This window comes from Sphingomonas sp. GC_Shp_5 (genome assembly GCF_026540855.1).
In the GTDB taxonomy this organism is placed as follows: domain Bacteria; phylum Pseudomonadota; class Alphaproteobacteria; order Sphingomonadales; family Sphingomonadaceae; genus Sphingomonas.
In genome coordinates this window covers 25,118-40,714 of sequence record NZ_JALNUP010000010.1, presented here as the reverse complement: position 1 = coordinate 40,714, position 15,597 = coordinate 25,118, and the positions used below count along the sequence as shown (strand labels likewise).

Sequence of the window (15,597 nt, the reverse complement as noted above, 5' to 3'; positions counted from 1 at the left end):
CCGAGAAGAGGGCGCGCTGGGCAGCTTCGAGGCGGAGAAACATGGGCTTGGTCCTTTGATCATCGCGGCGCCGGACCATCCGGCAGCGATGCTTGGGACATTGCAGAGGCCGTGCCAGTTTACCCAAGTGCCGGTAAATCCCGGATAACGCTGGGACGGGGCACCGACTGAGCGGGCAATGTGGCGTAATCCGCCAGACCAACGTGGTAAAATCCGCCGACCTTTGGATAGTGGGCCCGCGTGGTGCATCGCGACCGACCGTCAGGCGGCGCAGACCCGATCGCGGCCATCCGCCTTGGCGGTGTAGAGCAGCCGATCGGCGCGATCGAACGCGGCGTCGCTCTGCTCGCCCTGCTGCACCGCGGTCACGCCGATCGACAGCGTCACCTGGCCAATCGGCCGGTCGCTCTCGCGCACCCGGAAGCGCCGGTCGGCAACCGCGGCACGGACGTAATCGAGGTGATCAGCCGCCTTGCACAGGTCGATGCCGCGCAACAGGATCGCGAATTCCTCACCGCCATGGCGTACCACGAGCTGGCCTTGGCAGGTTTCCGCCAGCGTCTGCGCGACGGCGATGAGCACGCGATCGCCGACCGGGTGGCCATGATCGTCGTTGATCCGCTTGAAGCGATCGATGTCGCACACCGCGAGGCAATAGGGCCCCTCCGCCTCGATGCGGGTGACGAAGGCTTCCTCGAAGGCGCGGCGGTTGGGCAGGCCGGTAAGCAGATCGCGCCGGGCGCTGTCATTCGCCTCGGCGAGCTTGGCACGCAACGCATCGGCCTCGGTGGTGGCGCGGGCGAGCCGGCTCTCGGCATCGTGGATGCGGCTGAGCATCGAGCCGGTAATCCGTGCGATCTCGTCGAGGCCCGCAGTAGTGTTGCCCGGCGTGCTGCGCTCGATCGCGGCGGCGCTCTGCGCGAGATCGCGGCCGAAGCCGCGGGTCTCGTCGTGCATCGCGCGCATCATCGTCGCAAAGCCGTCGACCTGCGCCTGGGTTTCGGCGACGAGCTGCGCCGCATCGTCCTGGTCGGTATGGGCACCGCCGAACTCGCCCGCGCCGCCGTCCGGCCGGAACACCACGGTGCCGCCGAGCTTCTCGATGTCGCTGCTGCGCAGCCGCACCCCGCCGTCGGTCAGCCGCGCCACCGCGGTGGCGATGACGCCATCGGGATCGGTGAGGACGTTAAAGGCAAAGCTGTAATGCGCGGGCTCCGGAGGAAGGCCGTGGTCAGCAAGAAAACGGCCGATCTGTAGATACAGATCGTCCCTGCTTCCCCGCCTTGCCGCGACACTCCCGCGCATTCCGCCACCCCCGTTCGATCCGCAGGGGATAATCGCGATTGGTTAGGATTGAGTTGCAGGAAAGATCAGGAATGGGCCAATTTCTGTACCGCCGCGAGCGTCATCTCGACATGGTGGGCGGCGTCGGCATCGTCATGGACGAAGACGATGCGTCCGTGGCGATCGATCACATAGCTGGTGCGGGTGGTGCGCGATCCCCCGGCGTTGCCGACGGCATAGCCGCTGACCACGCGCGGGCCGGCGCTCGCCACCGCGAACTTGCCTGCGCACTTCTCGGCGGAGAAGCGCTGCAGCGTCGACACGTCGTCGGCGGACATGCCGATCACGGTCGCGCCGGCCTTCTGGAAATCGGGGATCGCTTCGGCAAAGGCATGAGCCTCGGCGTTGCAGCCGCCGGTGAAGGCCGCGGGGAAGAAGTACAGCACCACCGGCCCCTTCTTGAGCTGCTCGGCGAGATGAACCTGGAACACCTTGCCGGCGATCGCGCCGCGGGTGGTGAAATCGGGCGCCTTGGCGCCGGGGGCGAGCGCCGCGCCGGCGGGGGCGGTCATCAGGATCGCGCCGAGGATGGTGGCGGCAAGGGTAGGCAGCAGACGCATCGCGAAACTCTCCTGATCGATTGGTCGCTCGTCCTAGCGCGCGGCGGCGCGACGCGATAGGCACGTTGCCATGCCCGTCACCCGCGCCGACATCGATCTCGCCCTCCGCCTTGCCGACGCCGCCGGCGCCGTCATCCGGCCCTATTTCCGCCAGCCGCACGGCGTCGAGCTGAAGGCGGACAAATCGCCGGTGACGCTCGCCGATCGCGAGGCCGAAGCGGCGATGCGCCGGCTGCTCGATGCCGAGCGCTCGGGCGATGGCGTGATCGGCGAGGAATATGGCGTCAAGGATGGCGTCACCGGCCGCCAATGGGTGCTCGATCCGATCGACGGCACGCGCAGCTTCACCGTCGGCCGGGCGATCTTCGGTACGCTGATCGCGCTGGTCGAGGATGGCTGGCCGGTGCTCGGGATTATCGACCAGCCGGTGCAGCGCGAACGCTGGCTTGGCGTCGCCGGGCGGCCGACGCTGTTCAACGGTGCGCCCACCCGCACGCGGACGTGCGCGGCGCTCGAGGGCGCGGTGGTCGCGACCACCAGCCCGCACCTGTTCGGCGATGGCGACGTGCCGCACTATCTTGCGCTGGTCGCCGCCGCCTCAGGCGGCCACGCGCGCCAGGGGCCGGTCTATGGCGGCGACTGCTACAATTACGGGCTGCTCGCGAGCGGCTATCTGGACGTGGTCGCCGAATCCGGGCTGCAGCTCTACGATTATGCCGCGCTGGTACCGGTGGTGGAGGGCGCGGGCGGGCGGATGTGCGACTGGAACGGCGATCCGCTCACCGCGACCAGCACCGGCCACGTCCTCGCGATCGGCGACCCGGCGCGGACCGACGACGTGCTGGAGGCGCTCCACGGCGTCGCCGGCGAGCATGATCACGGGCACGATCATGGCAACGGACACGACCACGCTTGAACCCGTTACCCCAGCGCAAGCTGGGGTCTCCAGCGACCGCGCCATCGACCGGCCAGACCGCACAAGACCCCAGCCTTCGCTGGGGTGACGACTAGGACAAGCTTCCTCGTCAGAAGATCCCGAGGAACTTCTTCTTCTGGCTCTTGCGCTCACCCGCCGATTTCTTGCCATCCTCCGCGGTCGCGGTGGTGCCATGGCCGACGTCGTCGCGCGGCTTGCCCTTGGTGGTGCGCTGCGCGCTCGCGCTCGCGCCGGCCAGCACCGGGCCGCACGCCGCCGACTTGGCATCGCCGATGTCGACAAAGGCGAGGATCCCCGCCACCGGCGTCGCCACCAGCGCGAGGCCGAGCCCGGCACCGGCGCGACCGAGCAAGGCCCCGCTCAGCACATTGAGCTTGGGCTGTGAGAAATAGCCCTGCACGCCGACCGGCGACTGGCCGGAGAACAGGCTGAACTTCTTGCCGTCGGCGCGGAAGGCGAGGTCGACCGCCTCGGTTTTGAAGCTGAACCCGCCACGGCCGACGATCACGTTCTTGGTGGTGTCGATCAGGATCGGGTCCGCCGCGGCGACGCCGTTGCGGACAGTGAAGCCGACCAGACCGCAATTCACCTCGACGGGCTTCTTGAGCTTATCCTCGAACATCTTCTGGACGAAGGTGCCGAGGTCGAGCTCGGCGAGCTGGACGTTGCGGGTCCACAACTGCCCGTGCGGCATCACGAACGCGATCCTGCCGTGTGCAGTGCTGAGCGAATCATGGATGGTGTCGCCGCGCCCGGCGAGCTGGATGCGGCCCTTGATCGTGCCCGTCGTGCCCGCTTCGGCGACGCCATAGCCGGCGAGCAGGCGGCCCATCGGGGTCGGCGACAGCCGGATGTCGTAGCTGTCGGCGCTCGGCCGCTGGCGAGTGTCGAAGATGAAGTCGGACGAGACGTTGCCGCGCGCCATCGCCCAGGTCAGCGGCGACAGCGCCAGCCGGCCATGGTCGAGCGCCAGGGTGAGATCGACGTTGGAGACCGGCACGTTGCGCGACTTGACGACGCCGATGGTCCATTTGAGATCGGCATCGAAGCGCCGCATGGTCTCGATCGGCAGCGCCGCGTCGGGGAACAGCCGCTGCGGCGCGGCACCGGTCGCGGCGGCGGCGGCCACCGTGCCCTTGGCCGCGACGATATCCGGGTTGTAGCCGAGGAACGGCGCGGCATCGATGATGTCGAGGCTTTTGGTGGCGATCGTCGAATCGAGCTTGAGCCGCTCGCCGTTGGTGATGGTGAGCTGCCCGGCGACGTCGCTGTTGCCGAAGGTGCCGGCGAGGTGGGTGAAGCGATAGGCGTCGCCGTTCTTCACCAGCTGCGCATGGAGCCGGTAGGTACGGGTATTGGGCAAGGCGACGCCGATGATGCCGAGCAGCTCGGAAAGATTGCGCCCCTGCGCGCGAGTCTGCAGCGGCACGTTCTCGATGTCGGCGATCGAGGGCAGGGTGCCGGCGACGTCGATCACGTTATGCGCGGCCCAGGCACGCAGGGTGAGCTCGTTGCGGCCGCGGTTGACGGTGGCGTCGGGCGCGAGCAGCTGCGCGGTGACGCGAAACGGCGTGTCGCGGATCATGCCGGTGCCGCTGACGCCCACCGCCTTGCCGATCCTCGCGTTGGTGGAGCGGATATCCTCGATGGCGAGGTCGGCGAGCAGCCGCATCCGCGGGTCCTTGTAGCGGACGGTGGTGCCGCGCACGGTGGCAATGTCGATCCGTGGGAAATCGAGCGGCTTGCCGCCCTTGGCCTCGCTAAAGGTCCAGCTGTTGGTGGTGTGTGCCGCATTCCATTCGAGATCGACCGCACCCTTCTCGAGGTCGAGCCAGTAGAGCCGGCGCTTGCCGAACAGCAGCGACAGCGGGGCGATCATGGTGTCGAGCTTGTCGGCCTGGAACAGATAGGGCTTGGTTGCCCAGGCAGGGTTGGCGATCGTCATCCGCTCGGCGAGCAGCTTGATCTTGAGCGGCGCGAAATAGAGCTGGAAATCGCCGTCGATCCGCACCGGGCGGTGGGTCTGGCCGCCGACGAAGCGCTCGAACGGGTGTTTGAGGAAGCGGCCCTTGGTGATGAACAGGATCAGCCAGATCGCGGCGACGAGGGCGATGAGGCCGAGCACCACGTTGCGCGCGATCCGCCACGGCCGCGCCATCCGCCGGCGCGGCACGGGGGAGGCGGGTGCGGCGTCTGCCGACGGAGGGGCCGGTGTATCCATGCAGGCGGAATCGCTTCGTACCTCGTTCCGGTTCCGCATCGGTTGCAATTGCTCGGGCCGCGAGCTATGCGCCCCGCTTCCCCAGCGTATGCGTGGAGAGAATCGCCCGGCCAGTGTGGGCTGCCGCGGCGGTTCGTTGCATCCGCTGATCAACCGAAAGGACCAAAATGCCCAAGCTGAAGACGAAAAGCGGCGTCAAGAAACGCTTCAAGTTCACCGCCACCGGTCTGCTGAAGCACGGCGTCGCCGGCAAGCGCCACCGCCTGCTCCACCACAACGGCAAGTACATCCGCCAGAATCGCGGCACCAAGGTGCTGTCGAAGGCCGACACCGCGACGGTGAAGGCTTGGGCGCCGTACGGCCTTAGATAAGGAGACCAGGACATGGCACGCGTCAAACGGGGTGTAACCACCCGCGCCAAGCACAAGAAGATTCTTGAACAGGCAAAAGGCTATTATGGCCGCCGCAAGAACACCATCCGCATCGCCCGCCAGGCCGTCGAAAAGGCCGGTCAATATGCGTATCGTGATCGCAAGGTTAAGAAGCGGACCTTCCGCGGCCTGTGGATCCAGCGCATCAACGCCGGCGTCCGCGCCGAGGGCCTGACCTATTCGCAGTTCATGCACGGCCTCAAGCTCGCCGGCGTCGATCTCGACCGCAAGGTCCTGGCCGACATCGCGATGCACGAGGGTGCAGCGTTTAGCGCGATCATCGCGCAGGCGAAGGCGGCTCTGCCCCAGGCCGCCTGACAGCGACCTGTAGCGTACGGTTTGCAAAGGGGCGTCGGTGGCAACACCGGCGCCCTTTTCCGTCTCGTCACCCGGCTGGTGCTGGCGTGACGCAGCACCAAAGGACCAGCCATGGCGATCAACACCTGGTGGCTCTACGTCACCGCCGTCTTCCTGATCTCGGCGATTCCAGGGCCGAACATGCTCCACGTCATGATCCAGAGCATCCACCACGGCCCGCGCCGTGCGCTCGCGTCAATGGCGGGGCTGATGAGCGCGGTGCTGATCTGCCTGGTCGCCTCCGCGGCCGGGCTCGGCGCGCTGCTCAAGGCATCGCCGCGGGTGTTCGACCTGCTGCGCTATGCCGGCGCTGCCTATCTGATCTGGCTCGGCATCAAGGCGTGGCGCGCGCCGGTCGGCGGCGACGTCGCGGTCGATCCGCATACCCGCCATGCCGCCCCCGCGCTCTACGCGGCGGGGTTCGGCACCGGCATGTCAAACCCCAAGCTGATCATCTTCGCCGCGGCGCTGTTCCCGCAGTTCCTCGATGCCAGCCGGCCGTTCTGGACGCAGCTCGCAATCCTGGTGGCGAGCTTCGTCGTGATCGAGGGCTTCTGGTATGCGGTCTATGCGTTCGGCGGCCGCAGCCTCGCGCGGTGGCTGGCGCCGGCCGATCGCCAGCGCGCGTTCAACCGCGGCACCGGAATCGTCTTCATCGGCTTTGGCGGCGTGCTGCTCGGCAGCCGGGTTTGACTTGACCCGGGGCCGCGACTGCGGTTCGAGCCTTCGCGTACACAGAACGGACAGACCATGACCACCGATCTAGACCAACTCCGCGCCGACCTCATCGCCGGAATCGATGCTGCGGTGAGCCTTGATGCGCTGGAGGCGGTGCGGGTGGAGGCGCTGGGCAAGCAGGGAAGCGTCACCCAATTGCTGAAAACGCTCGGCAAGATGGATCCCGACGCGCGGCAGATCGAAGGACCGCGCATCCAGGGCGTGCGCGAGGCGGTGACCGCCGCGATCGCCGCCGCCAAGACGACGCTGGAGCGCGCCGCGCTCGATGCCCGCCTCGCCACCGAGACGCTGGACATGACGCTGCCCGCAGAGACGCCGATAGCCGGCACCATCCACCCGGTCAGCCAGGTGATGGACGAGCTCGCCGAGATCTTCGCCGACCTTGGCTTCGCGGTCGCCACCGGGCCCGAGATCGAGGATGACTGGCACAATTTCACCGCGCTCAACATTCCCGAGACGCACCCAGCGCGGGCGATGCACGACACCTTCTATGTCGCGAGCGATGCGGCGGGTTTCGCCGGCGCAACGCCGGCCAAGATGGTGCTGCGTACCCATACCTCGCCGGTCCAGATCCGGACGATGAAGGCCGCGGGCGGCAACCAGCCGATCCGCATCATCGCGCCCGGCCGCACCTATCGGTCGGACAGCGACGCCACCCACACGCCGATGTTCCATCAGGTCGAGGGGCTGGTGATCGACAAGGGCATCACCTTGGGCCATCTCAAATGGACGCTGGAGACCTTCCTCAAGGCGTTCTTCGAGCGCGACGACATCACGCTTCGCCTGCGCCCGAGCTATTTCCCCTTCACTGAGCCGTCGGCCGAGGTCGACGTCGGCTATACGCTGGTCAAGGGCAAGCGCGTGATCGGCGGCAGCGGCGACGATGCCGACGGCGGCTGGATGGAAGTGCTGGGCAGCGGCATGGTCCACCGCGAGGTGCTGATCGCCGGCGGCTACGATCCCGACGAGTGGCAGGGCTTTGCCTTCGGGTGCGGGATCGACCGGCTGGCGATGCTCAAATACGGCATGGACGATCTGCGCGCCTTCTTCGATGGCGATAGCCGCTGGCTCAAGCATTACGGCTTCTCGAGCCTCGACGTACCCACGCTGTCGGGAGGAGTCGGCGCATGAAATTCACCCTCAGCTGGCTTCAGCAGCACCTCGACACCCACGCCACGCTCGACGAGATCGTGCTCGGCCTCACCCGCATCGGCCTGGAGGTGGAGGGCGTCCATAATCCGGGGGCGGCGCTGAGCGCGTTCCGCGTCGCCAGGGTGCTGAGCGCCGAGCGTCACCCGCAGGCCGACAAGCTTCAGGTGCTCTCGATCGACGCCGGCGACGGCCCGCTGCAGGTCGTCTGCGGCGCGCCCAATGCGCGCGCCGGCCTGGTCGGCGTGTTCGGGGCGCCGGGCGCCTATGTCCCCGGGCTCGATGTCACGCTCAAGGTTGCGGCGATCCGCGGCGTCGAATCCAACGGCATGATGTGCTCGACCCGCGAGCTCGAGCTCGGCGACGATCATGACGGAATCATCGAGCTTCCCGCCGATGCCCCGGTCGGCACGCCTTATCCCGACTATGCCGGGCTTAACGACGCGGTGATCGACGTCAGCATCACCCCCAATCGCCAGGATTGCATGGGCGTGCGCGGCATCGCCCGCGATCTCGCCGCGGCGGGGCTCGGCACGCTGAAGCCGCTCGCCGTGCCGATGATCGAGGGCGAGGGCGCCGGGCCCGATGTCCGCACCGACGATCCCGCCGGCTGCCCCGCCTTCTACGCGCAGGGCGTGTCGGGCGTCGTCAACGGCGAGGCTCCCGCCTGGATGCGCCGCCGCCTGCTCGCGATCGGGCAGAAGCCGATCTCGGCACTCGTCGATATTACCAATTACGTCTCGATCGATCTCGGCCGGCCGCTCCACGTCTATGATCGCGCCAAGCTCAGCGGTGGCCTGGTCGCGCGGCTGGCAACCGATGGCGAGCAGGTCCTCGCGCTCAACGGCAAGACCTACACGCTCGACCCGACGATGACGGTGATCGCCGACGACGCGGCGGTCCACGACATCGGCGGCATCATGGGCGGCGAGCATTCGAGCGTTACCGCCGAGACAGTCGACGTGCTGATCGAATGCGCCTTCTTCGATCCCGCCCATATCGCCCGCACCGGGCAGAAACTGCTGCTCACCAGCGATGCTCGCCAGCGCTTCGAGCGCGGCGTCGATCCCGCGTTCCTCGACGAGGGGCTGGCGATCGCGACCGGGCTGGTGATCGATCTGTGCGGCGGCACGCCCTCGGCGGTCACCCGCGCCGGCCAGCCGCCGCTCGCGCCGCGGGTGATCGGCTATGATCCCGCCAAGGCGGAGACGCTGGGCGGGCTCGCGGTCGCCGCCGACCGCCAGCGGGCCATACTCGAAGCGCTCGGCTTCACGGTCGACGCCGATTGGCAGGTCACCGTGCCGAGCTGGCGCCGCGACGTCGAGGGTGCCGCCGATCTGGTCGAGGAGGTGATCCGCATCGAGGGGATCGACAAGGTCGCCCCCGTGCCGCTGCCGCGCGTGCCCGGCGTCGCCACGCCGACCGCGACGCCCGAGCAGAAGCTCGAGCGCCGCGTTCGCCGCGCGGCGGCCGCGCGCGGGCTCGACGAAGCGGTGACCTGGAGCTTCCTGCCGCAGGACCAGGCCGACGCGTTCGGCGGCGGCGCCTGGACGCTCGCCAACCCGATCAGCGAAGACCTCAAGGTGATGCGGCCGTCGCTGCTTCCCGGGTTGCTCGCCGCCGCCGAGCGCAACATCAAGCGCGGTGCCGGCAGCGTCCGACTGTTCGAGATCGGCCGCCGCTACCTCGCCGACGCCGAGCGGCCGACGCTCGGCGTGGTGCTCGCCGGCGACCGCCGCGGGCGCGGCTGGCGCGAAGGCAAGGCCGCCGCGTTCGACGCCTATGACGCCAAGGCCGAGGCGCTGGCGCTGCTCGCCGCAGCGGGCGCGCCGGTCGACAACCTCCAGGTGATGGGCGAGGCGGGAGAGGCCTGGCACCCCGGCCAGTCGGGGACGCTGCGGCTCGGCCCCAAGACCATCCTTGCCCGGTTCGGCATGCTCCATCCGAGCCTGCTCAAGGCGTTCGATCTCGACGGCGCCGTCGCGGCGGTGGAGCTGTATCTCGATGCGCTGCCCGCCAAGCGCGCCGCCGGCTTCATGCGCCCGGCGTTCGCGCCACCGGCGCTGCAGGCGGTGCGCCGCGACTTCGCCTTCCTGGTGCCCGCCGCGCTGTCGGCGGACGCGCTGATCCGCGCCGTCCGCGGCGCCGACAAGGTCGCGATCGTCTCGGCGCGGGTGTTCGACGTCTTCACCGGCGCCGGGGTGGACGAGGGCATGAAGTCGGTAGCGGTGGAGGTGGTGCTGCAGCCCGCCGACAAGAGCTTCACCGACGATGGCCTCAAGGCGATCGCCGACAAGGTGGTCGCCGCCGCGGCCAAGCAGGGCGCCACCTTGCGCGGCTGATCCCGACCAACAGGAGCATGAACCGATGACCCACCTGATCTGGATCCGCACGCCGGAGCTTGCCGCCGCGATCAACCCGCATGGCGCCGAGCTCACCCATCTGCACGACGCCGACGGCGCCGAGTTGATGACCGATGCCGATCCCGCCTTCTGGCCCAAGCACGCGCCCGTGCTGTTCCCGGTGATCGGCGTCACCAACGGGGGCGTAATCCGGCTCGACGGCCAGGAATATCCCATGCCCAAGCATGGCTTTGCGCGCGATCTGGCGTTCACCATGGTCGAGCAGGGCGACAGCCATGTGGTGTTCGCGCTCGCCGACAGCGAGCACACCCGCCGCTTCTACCCCTTTGCCTTCCGGCTCGAGATCGCGTTCCGGCTCGAGGCGGCGACCCTGACGCTCGCGGTACGGATCGCCAACCCGGGAGAGACCGCGCTGCCTGCGCAGTTCGGCTTCCACCCGGCCTTCGCCTGGCCGCTGCCTTATGGCCATGATCGCGCCGATCACCGCATCGTCTTTGCCGCCGACGAGCCAGGCGCGGTCAAGCAGATCGCCTCCGACGGCACCATCGCCGCGACCGAGGCGCCATCGCCGGTCGATGGCCGCGAGATGGTGCTGCGCGACGAACTGTTCATGCCCGACGCACTGGTGTGGGATCCGATCCACTCGCAGGCGCTGAGCTATGGCGCCAGCGCGGGGCCATCGCTCGCGATCGCCTTTCCCGATACCCCGCGGCTCGGCATCTGGACCAAGCCCGACGCGCATTTCGTCTGCGTCGAGCCGTGGCACGGTATCGCCGATCCCCATGACTTCACCGGCGACTTCCACGATAAGCCCGGCGTGTTCGAGATAGCGGCCGGTGAAGCCAAGGAGATCACGATGAGCGTCACGCTCAGGCGCTGATCGTCATCCGCTTCAATCCGTCATCCCAGCGAAAGCTGGGATCTCCTTGGGGCGGGGGGACAGGAGCCGCGGAAGACCCCAGCTTGCGCTGGGGTGACGGAGGTCGTTGTCGCGGGGGCCGGATCTTGCCCCTGTCCTAGACCGACCACATCTGGCAAAGGGCGCGATGATCCTTGCTACCGGTCGCCCACCGTGCCGTCCCGCGGTAAACGATGGCGGGCGGCTGCTGCCATTCCCGTTTCCCTTGTCTGCCACGCGCCCCCATCGCGCCTCAGCCCGAGATTTCCGCCTGTGACCTCCCCCCGCCGCACCTTCGCGATCATTTCCCACCCGGACGCCGGTAAGACGACGCTGACCGAGAAGCTGCTCTATTTCGGCGGCGCGATCCATCTCGCCGGCGAGGTCAAGGCGCGCGGCGCCAACCGCCGCGCGCGCTCCGACTGGATGAAGATCGAGCAGCAGCGCGGCATCTCGGTGACGTCGTCGGTGATGACCTTCGAGCGCAACGGCATCACCTTCAACCTGCTCGATACCCCGGGCCACGAAGACTTCTCCGAAGACACCTATCGCACGCTGACCGCGGTCGATTCGGCGGTGATGGTGATCGATGCCGCCAAGGGCATCGAGCCGCAGACGCGCAAATTGTTCGAGGTCTGCCGGCTGCGCTCGGTGCCGATCATCACCTTCGTCAACAAGGTCGATCGCGAGGGCCGGCCGATCTTCGAATTGCTCGACGAGATCGCCGACATGCTCGCGCTCGACGTGGCGCCGATGAGCTGGCCGGTGGGGATGGGCGGCGAGTTCGAGGGCGTGCTCGATCTCGTCACCAACACCATCAGTCGCCCCGAGGGCGACAGCCGCGCCTTCCTCGGCAAGACTGAAACGGCGCCGGTGCTGTCGGAGCGCTGGGCCGAGGAGATCGAACTCGCCCAGGCCGGCTATGCCGCCTTCGACGCCGAGGCCTACCGCCACGGCGATCTCACCCCGGTCTATTTCGGCTCGGCGCTCAAGGATTTCGGCGTCGCCGAGCTGATCGGCGCGCTCGCCGATTATGCCCCGCCGCCGCGCGCCCAGCCGGCCGAGCCCGCGCCGGTGTCGCCGGACAATGACGAGGTGACCGGCTTCGTGTTCAAGGTCCAGGCCAACATGGACCCCAATCACCGCGATCGCATCGCCTTCATGCGGCTATGCTCGGGTACCTTCAAGCGGGGCATGAAGCTCACGCCCTCGGGGTCGGGCAAGCCGATTGCGGTGCATTCGCCGATCCTGTTCTTCGCGCAGAACCGCGAAGTCGCCGACGAGGCCTTCCCCGGCGACATCATCGGCATCCCCAACCATGGCACGCTGCGGGTCGGCGACACGCTGTCCGAGCGCGCCGACGTCCGCTTCACCGGCCTGCCCAATTTCGCGCCCGAGATCCTGCGCCGCGTCCAGCTCAAGGACCCGACCAAGACCAAGCAGCTGCGCAAGGCGCTCGACGACATGGCCGAGGAGGGGGTCACCCAGGTGTTCTACCCCGAGATCGGCTCCAACTGGATCATCGGCGTCGTTGGCCAGCTCCAGCTCGAGGTGCTGCTCAGCCGATTGGACGCGGAATATAAGGTGGCGGCCGGGCTGGAGCCGGCGCCGTTCGACACCGCGCGCTGGGTATCGGCCGCAGACCCCGCCGATCTCAAGGCGTTCATGGATCTCAACCGCTCGGCGATGGCCAAGGATCGCGACGGCAACCCGGTATTTCTCGCCAAGAGCGCCTGGGAGGTCGGCTATATCGCCGATCGCTATGCCAAGGTGAAGTTTGCCGCCACTCGCGAGCGGTAAGGTAGGGCACCGTAACATGACGGGATCAGCCGCGATCCTCGGTGAGCGCCGTGGCGAGCAGATCGCGGATCGCCCGCAGTGCCGGGATCGCGTCGCCGGCGCCGTGGCGAGCAGCGGGCAGGGGGGGATCGGCCTGCGCCAGCAGCTGCTGGACGCCCCTGACGGTATAGCCCTGATGATTGAGCAGGGCATCGATCCGCCGCACCAGGGCGACGTCGTCGGGGCGATAGTAGCGGCGGTTGCCGGCGCGGGTCAGCGGTTTCAGCTGGGGAAAGCGCGTTTCCCAATAGCGCAGGATATGTTGCGGCAGGCCGGTCTCGTCCGACACCTCGCCGATCGTTCTGAACGCCCCGCTCGCCTTGGGGGACGTCGCCATAGGCTCAGCCGGCGTCGACGATGCGTTCACGCATCATCTGGCTGGCCCGGAAGGTAAGCACGCGGCGCGGCGCGATCGGCACTTCGACCCCGGTCTTGGGATTGCGGCCGACCCGCTCGCCCTTGTCGCGCAGCACGAAGGTGCCGAAGCCGGAGATCTTGACGTTCTCGCCGCGGGACAGCGCACCGCACATCTCGCCGAGGATCTGTTCGACGATCGTCGCCGAGTCGGCGCGGGAAAGCCCCACCTGCCTGTGCAGTGATTCGGCAAGGTCCGCGCGCGTCAGCGTGCCCGTTGTGGTCATCAGCATGTTATTCCCACTCCCTTGATCAAAGCCAACTCCTGCAATGCTTTATACAGTGGTCAGCGGGACTGAAAACGGCTTTTCTTGCTTTACGTTAATACTACGGTATAGCCCGTCAGAAGCGAACCACTGCGGCGCCCCAGGTAAAGCCGCCGCCCATCGCCTCCAGCACCACGATCTGCCCCTGCCGGATCCGCCCGTCGCGCACCGCCGCGTCGAGCGCCAGCGGTACCGAGGCGGCGGAGGTGTTGGCGTGACGGTCCACCGTCATCACCACCTTGTCGGCCGGCAGCCCGAGCTTGCGGCTGGTCGCATCGAGGATCCGGGCGTTGGCCTGGTGCGGCACCACCCAGTCGACGTCGCTGGTCGCCAGGCCGGCGATCGCGAGCGACTCGCCCATCACCGCGGCGAGATTGACCACGGCGTGGCGAAACACCTCGCGGCCCTTCATGCGCAGCTTGCCGACGGTGCCGGTGGTCGACGGCCCGCCGTCGACATAGAGTAGCTCGTTATGGCGGCCGTCGGCGTGGAGCTTGGTGGCGAGGATGCCGCGGCCGCCCTCGTCGGCGCTGTCCTGCGCCTCGAGCACGATCGCGCCGGCGCCGTCGCCGAACAGGACCGCAGTGGTGCGGTCTTCCCAGTCGAGGATGCGGCTGAAGGTCTCGGCGCCGATCACCAGCGCGCGGCGCTGGACGCCGCTGCGCAGCATCGCATCAGCCACCTGCACCGCATAGAGGAACCCTGAGCAAACCGCGGCGACGTCGAACGCGACGCAGTCGTCGATGCCGAGCATCGCCTGCACCTTGGTGGCGGTGGCGGGGAAGGTCTGGTCCGGCGTCGCGGTGGCGAGCACGATCAGGTCGATCTCGGTCGCCGCGATCCCGGCGGCCTCCAGCGCGCGGGTCGCGGCGTCACGCGCCAGTGTCGCGGTGGTCTCGCCGTCGCCGGCGATGTGGCGGAAGCGGATCCCGGTGCGCTCGACGATCCATTCGTCGCTGGTGTCGAGCGTCGCCGCCAGATCGGCGTTGGAAACGCGGCGGGTGGGCAGTGCCGACCCCGTGCCGAGGACGACCGATCGGATCATGCGGCTTTCTCGAAATTGCCGAGATCGTCCGCGATCCGGCGGGTGAGATCGGCGCGCACCATCTTGGCGGCATTGCCGATCGCGGTGGCGACGCCGAGCTCGTTGGCGCTGCCGTGACTCTTCACGACGATGCCCTTGAGGCCGAGGAAGACGGCGCCGTTGTGGTTGTTGGGGTCGAGGTGATCGCGCAACAGCTGGGTCGCCGGGCGCGAGATCAGGAAACCGACTTTGGAGCGCACCGAGCTGGTGAAGGCGCGCTTGAGCAGGTCGCCGACGAAGCGTGCGGTGCCCTCGGCGGTCTTGAGCGCGATGTTACCGGCAAAGCCATCGCAGACGATCACGTCATGGTCGCCGCGCGCGAGCTGGTTGCCCTCGACAAAGCCGGTGAAGCTCAGCGGCAGATGCGTCGCGCCGCGCAGCACCGCCGCGGCGTCGCGGATCTCGTCGGTCCCCTTCTGATCCTCGCTGCCGATGTTGAGCAGCGCGACCCTGGGCGAATCGAGATCAAGGATGGTGCGCGCATAAGCGGCGCCCATCACCGCGAACTGGACGAGGTTGCGCGCGTCGCACTCGGTGTTGGCACCGAGATCGAGCATGATCACGTCATTGTCGCCGAGCGTCGGCAACGGCGCGGCGAGCGCCGGCCGGTCGATCCCGGGCAGCGTGCGCAGCGCGAGCTTGGCCATCGCCATCAGCGCGCCGGTGTTGCCTGCCGACACGGCGGCGCCGGCGCGGCCCTTCTTCACCAGATCGATGGCAATGCCCATCGAGGTCGTCTTGGCGCGGCGGATCGCCTGGCTCGGCTTGTCGCTCGAGCCGACGGTCTCGGGGGCGTGGACGATCTCGCTGTGCTGGCTGAGGTTCGGGTGGCTTTTCAGCTCCTCGGCGATCGCCGATTCGTCGCCGACCAGCAGGAAGCGCATGCCCTCGTGGCGCCGGCGCGCACGCGCGACGCCCGCGAGCATGACCGCAAGCCCTTCATCGCCGCCCATCGCATCGACGGCGATCCAGGAATTGTCGGACATGGCTCAGCGC

At 68.2% G+C, this 15,597-nt stretch carries 15 protein-coding genes; 8 read left to right on the top strand and 7 right to left on the bottom strand.

Annotated features, from left to right (window positions below; translation table 11 throughout):
• Positions 1–261: 261 nt before the first annotated feature.
• Together OXR60_RS09760 and OXR60_RS09755 are read right to left on the bottom strand one after the other, a co-directional pair.
• Positions 262–1,305: a GGDEF domain-containing protein gene (locus OXR60_RS09760; protein WP_267395691.1), complete on the bottom strand. Its 1,044-nt coding sequence runs from the start codon at positions 1,303–1,305 to the stop codon at positions 262–264.
• A gap of 65 nt (positions 1,306–1,370) precedes the next feature.
• Complete coding sequence (locus tag OXR60_RS09755) at positions 1,371–1,904, bottom strand: peroxiredoxin (protein ID WP_267395690.1); 534 nt, start codon at positions 1,902–1,904, stop codon at positions 1,371–1,373.
• Positions 1,905–1,974: 70 nt separating this feature from the next.
• Here OXR60_RS09755 and OXR60_RS09750 point away from each other — a divergent pair, with 70 nt between their 5' ends.
• Entirely contained in the window at positions 1,975–2,820 is an 846-nt protein-coding gene (locus tag OXR60_RS09750; RefSeq protein WP_267395689.1) for an inositol monophosphatase family protein, read from the top strand.
• A gap of 109 nt (positions 2,821–2,929) precedes the next feature.
• On the opposite strand, the gene OXR60_RS09745 is transcribed toward OXR60_RS09750, so the two are convergent.
• Positions 2,930–5,062, bottom strand: a complete 2,133-nt coding sequence (locus tag OXR60_RS09745; protein ID WP_267395688.1) for an AsmA family protein — start codon at positions 5,060–5,062, stop codon at positions 2,930–2,932.
• 167 nt (positions 5,063–5,229) lie between these two features.
• Between OXR60_RS09745 and rpmI the strand changes: the two genes are divergently transcribed.
• The 7 genes from rpmI to OXR60_RS09710 all read left to right on the top strand — a co-directional run bounded on the left by rpmI (position 5,230) and on the right by OXR60_RS09710 (position 12,798).
• Entirely contained in the window at positions 5,230–5,433 is a 204-nt protein-coding gene (gene rpmI / locus OXR60_RS09740; RefSeq protein WP_267395687.1) for a 50S ribosomal protein L35, read from the top strand.
• Between the two features lie 12 nt (positions 5,434–5,445).
• Positions 5,446–5,811 carry a 50S ribosomal protein L20 gene (gene rplT, locus OXR60_RS09735; protein WP_267395686.1) on the top strand — a complete coding sequence of 122 codons (366 nt, stop codon included), beginning with the start codon at positions 5,446–5,448 and terminating at the stop codon, positions 5,809–5,811.
• 111 nt (positions 5,812–5,922) lie between these two features.
• Positions 5,923–6,543 carry a LysE family translocator gene (locus tag OXR60_RS09730; RefSeq protein WP_267395685.1) on the top strand — a complete coding sequence of 207 codons (621 nt, stop codon included), beginning with the start codon at positions 5,923–5,925 and terminating at the stop codon, positions 6,541–6,543.
• A gap of 57 nt (positions 6,544–6,600) precedes the next feature.
• Complete coding sequence (gene pheS, locus OXR60_RS09725; RefSeq protein ID WP_267395684.1) at positions 6,601–7,719, top strand: phenylalanine--tRNA ligase subunit alpha; 1,119 nt, start codon at positions 6,601–6,603, stop codon at positions 7,717–7,719.
• The gene (gene pheT, locus OXR60_RS09720; RefSeq protein ID WP_267395683.1) at positions 7,716–10,079 is read left to right on the top strand and encodes a phenylalanine--tRNA ligase subunit beta; all 2,364 of its coding nucleotides are present in this window, start codon (positions 7,716–7,718) and stop codon (positions 10,077–10,079) included. The genes pheS and pheT overlap by 4 nt, the downstream gene beginning before the upstream one ends.
• A gap of 25 nt (positions 10,080–10,104) precedes the next feature.
• A complete protein-coding gene (locus tag OXR60_RS09715) occupies positions 10,105–10,980 on the top strand; it encodes an aldose 1-epimerase family protein (protein WP_267395682.1) in 876 nt (291 codons plus the stop codon).
• 291 nt (positions 10,981–11,271) lie between these two features.
• Positions 11,272–12,798 (top strand): peptide chain release factor 3, encoded by a 1,527-nt coding sequence (locus OXR60_RS09710; protein WP_267395681.1) that lies wholly within the window; start codon positions 11,272–11,274, stop codon positions 12,796–12,798.
• Positions 12,799–12,823: 25 nt separating this feature from the next.
• Here OXR60_RS09710 and OXR60_RS09705 read toward each other — a convergent pair whose 3' ends face one another.
• The 4 genes from OXR60_RS09705 to plsX form a co-directional block, all read right to left on the bottom strand.
• Positions 12,824–13,174 (bottom strand): MerR family transcriptional regulator, encoded by a 351-nt coding sequence (locus OXR60_RS09705; RefSeq protein WP_267395680.1) that lies wholly within the window; start codon positions 13,172–13,174, stop codon positions 12,824–12,826.
• Between the two features lie 4 nt (positions 13,175–13,178).
• Positions 13,179–13,478, bottom strand: a complete 300-nt coding sequence (locus OXR60_RS09700) for an integration host factor subunit alpha (RefSeq protein ID WP_267395792.1) — start codon at positions 13,476–13,478, stop codon at positions 13,179–13,181.
• A 115-nt stretch (positions 13,479–13,593) separates the two neighbouring features.
• The gene (locus tag OXR60_RS09695; protein ID WP_267395679.1) at positions 13,594–14,562 is read right to left on the bottom strand and encodes a beta-ketoacyl-ACP synthase III; all 969 of its coding nucleotides are present in this window, start codon (positions 14,560–14,562) and stop codon (positions 13,594–13,596) included.
• Complete coding sequence (plsX, locus tag OXR60_RS09690; protein ID WP_267395678.1) at positions 14,559–15,587, bottom strand: phosphate acyltransferase PlsX; 1,029 nt, start codon at positions 15,585–15,587, stop codon at positions 14,559–14,561. The genes OXR60_RS09695 and plsX overlap by 4 nt, the downstream gene beginning before the upstream one ends.
• Positions 15,588–15,597 lie beyond the last annotated feature (10 nt).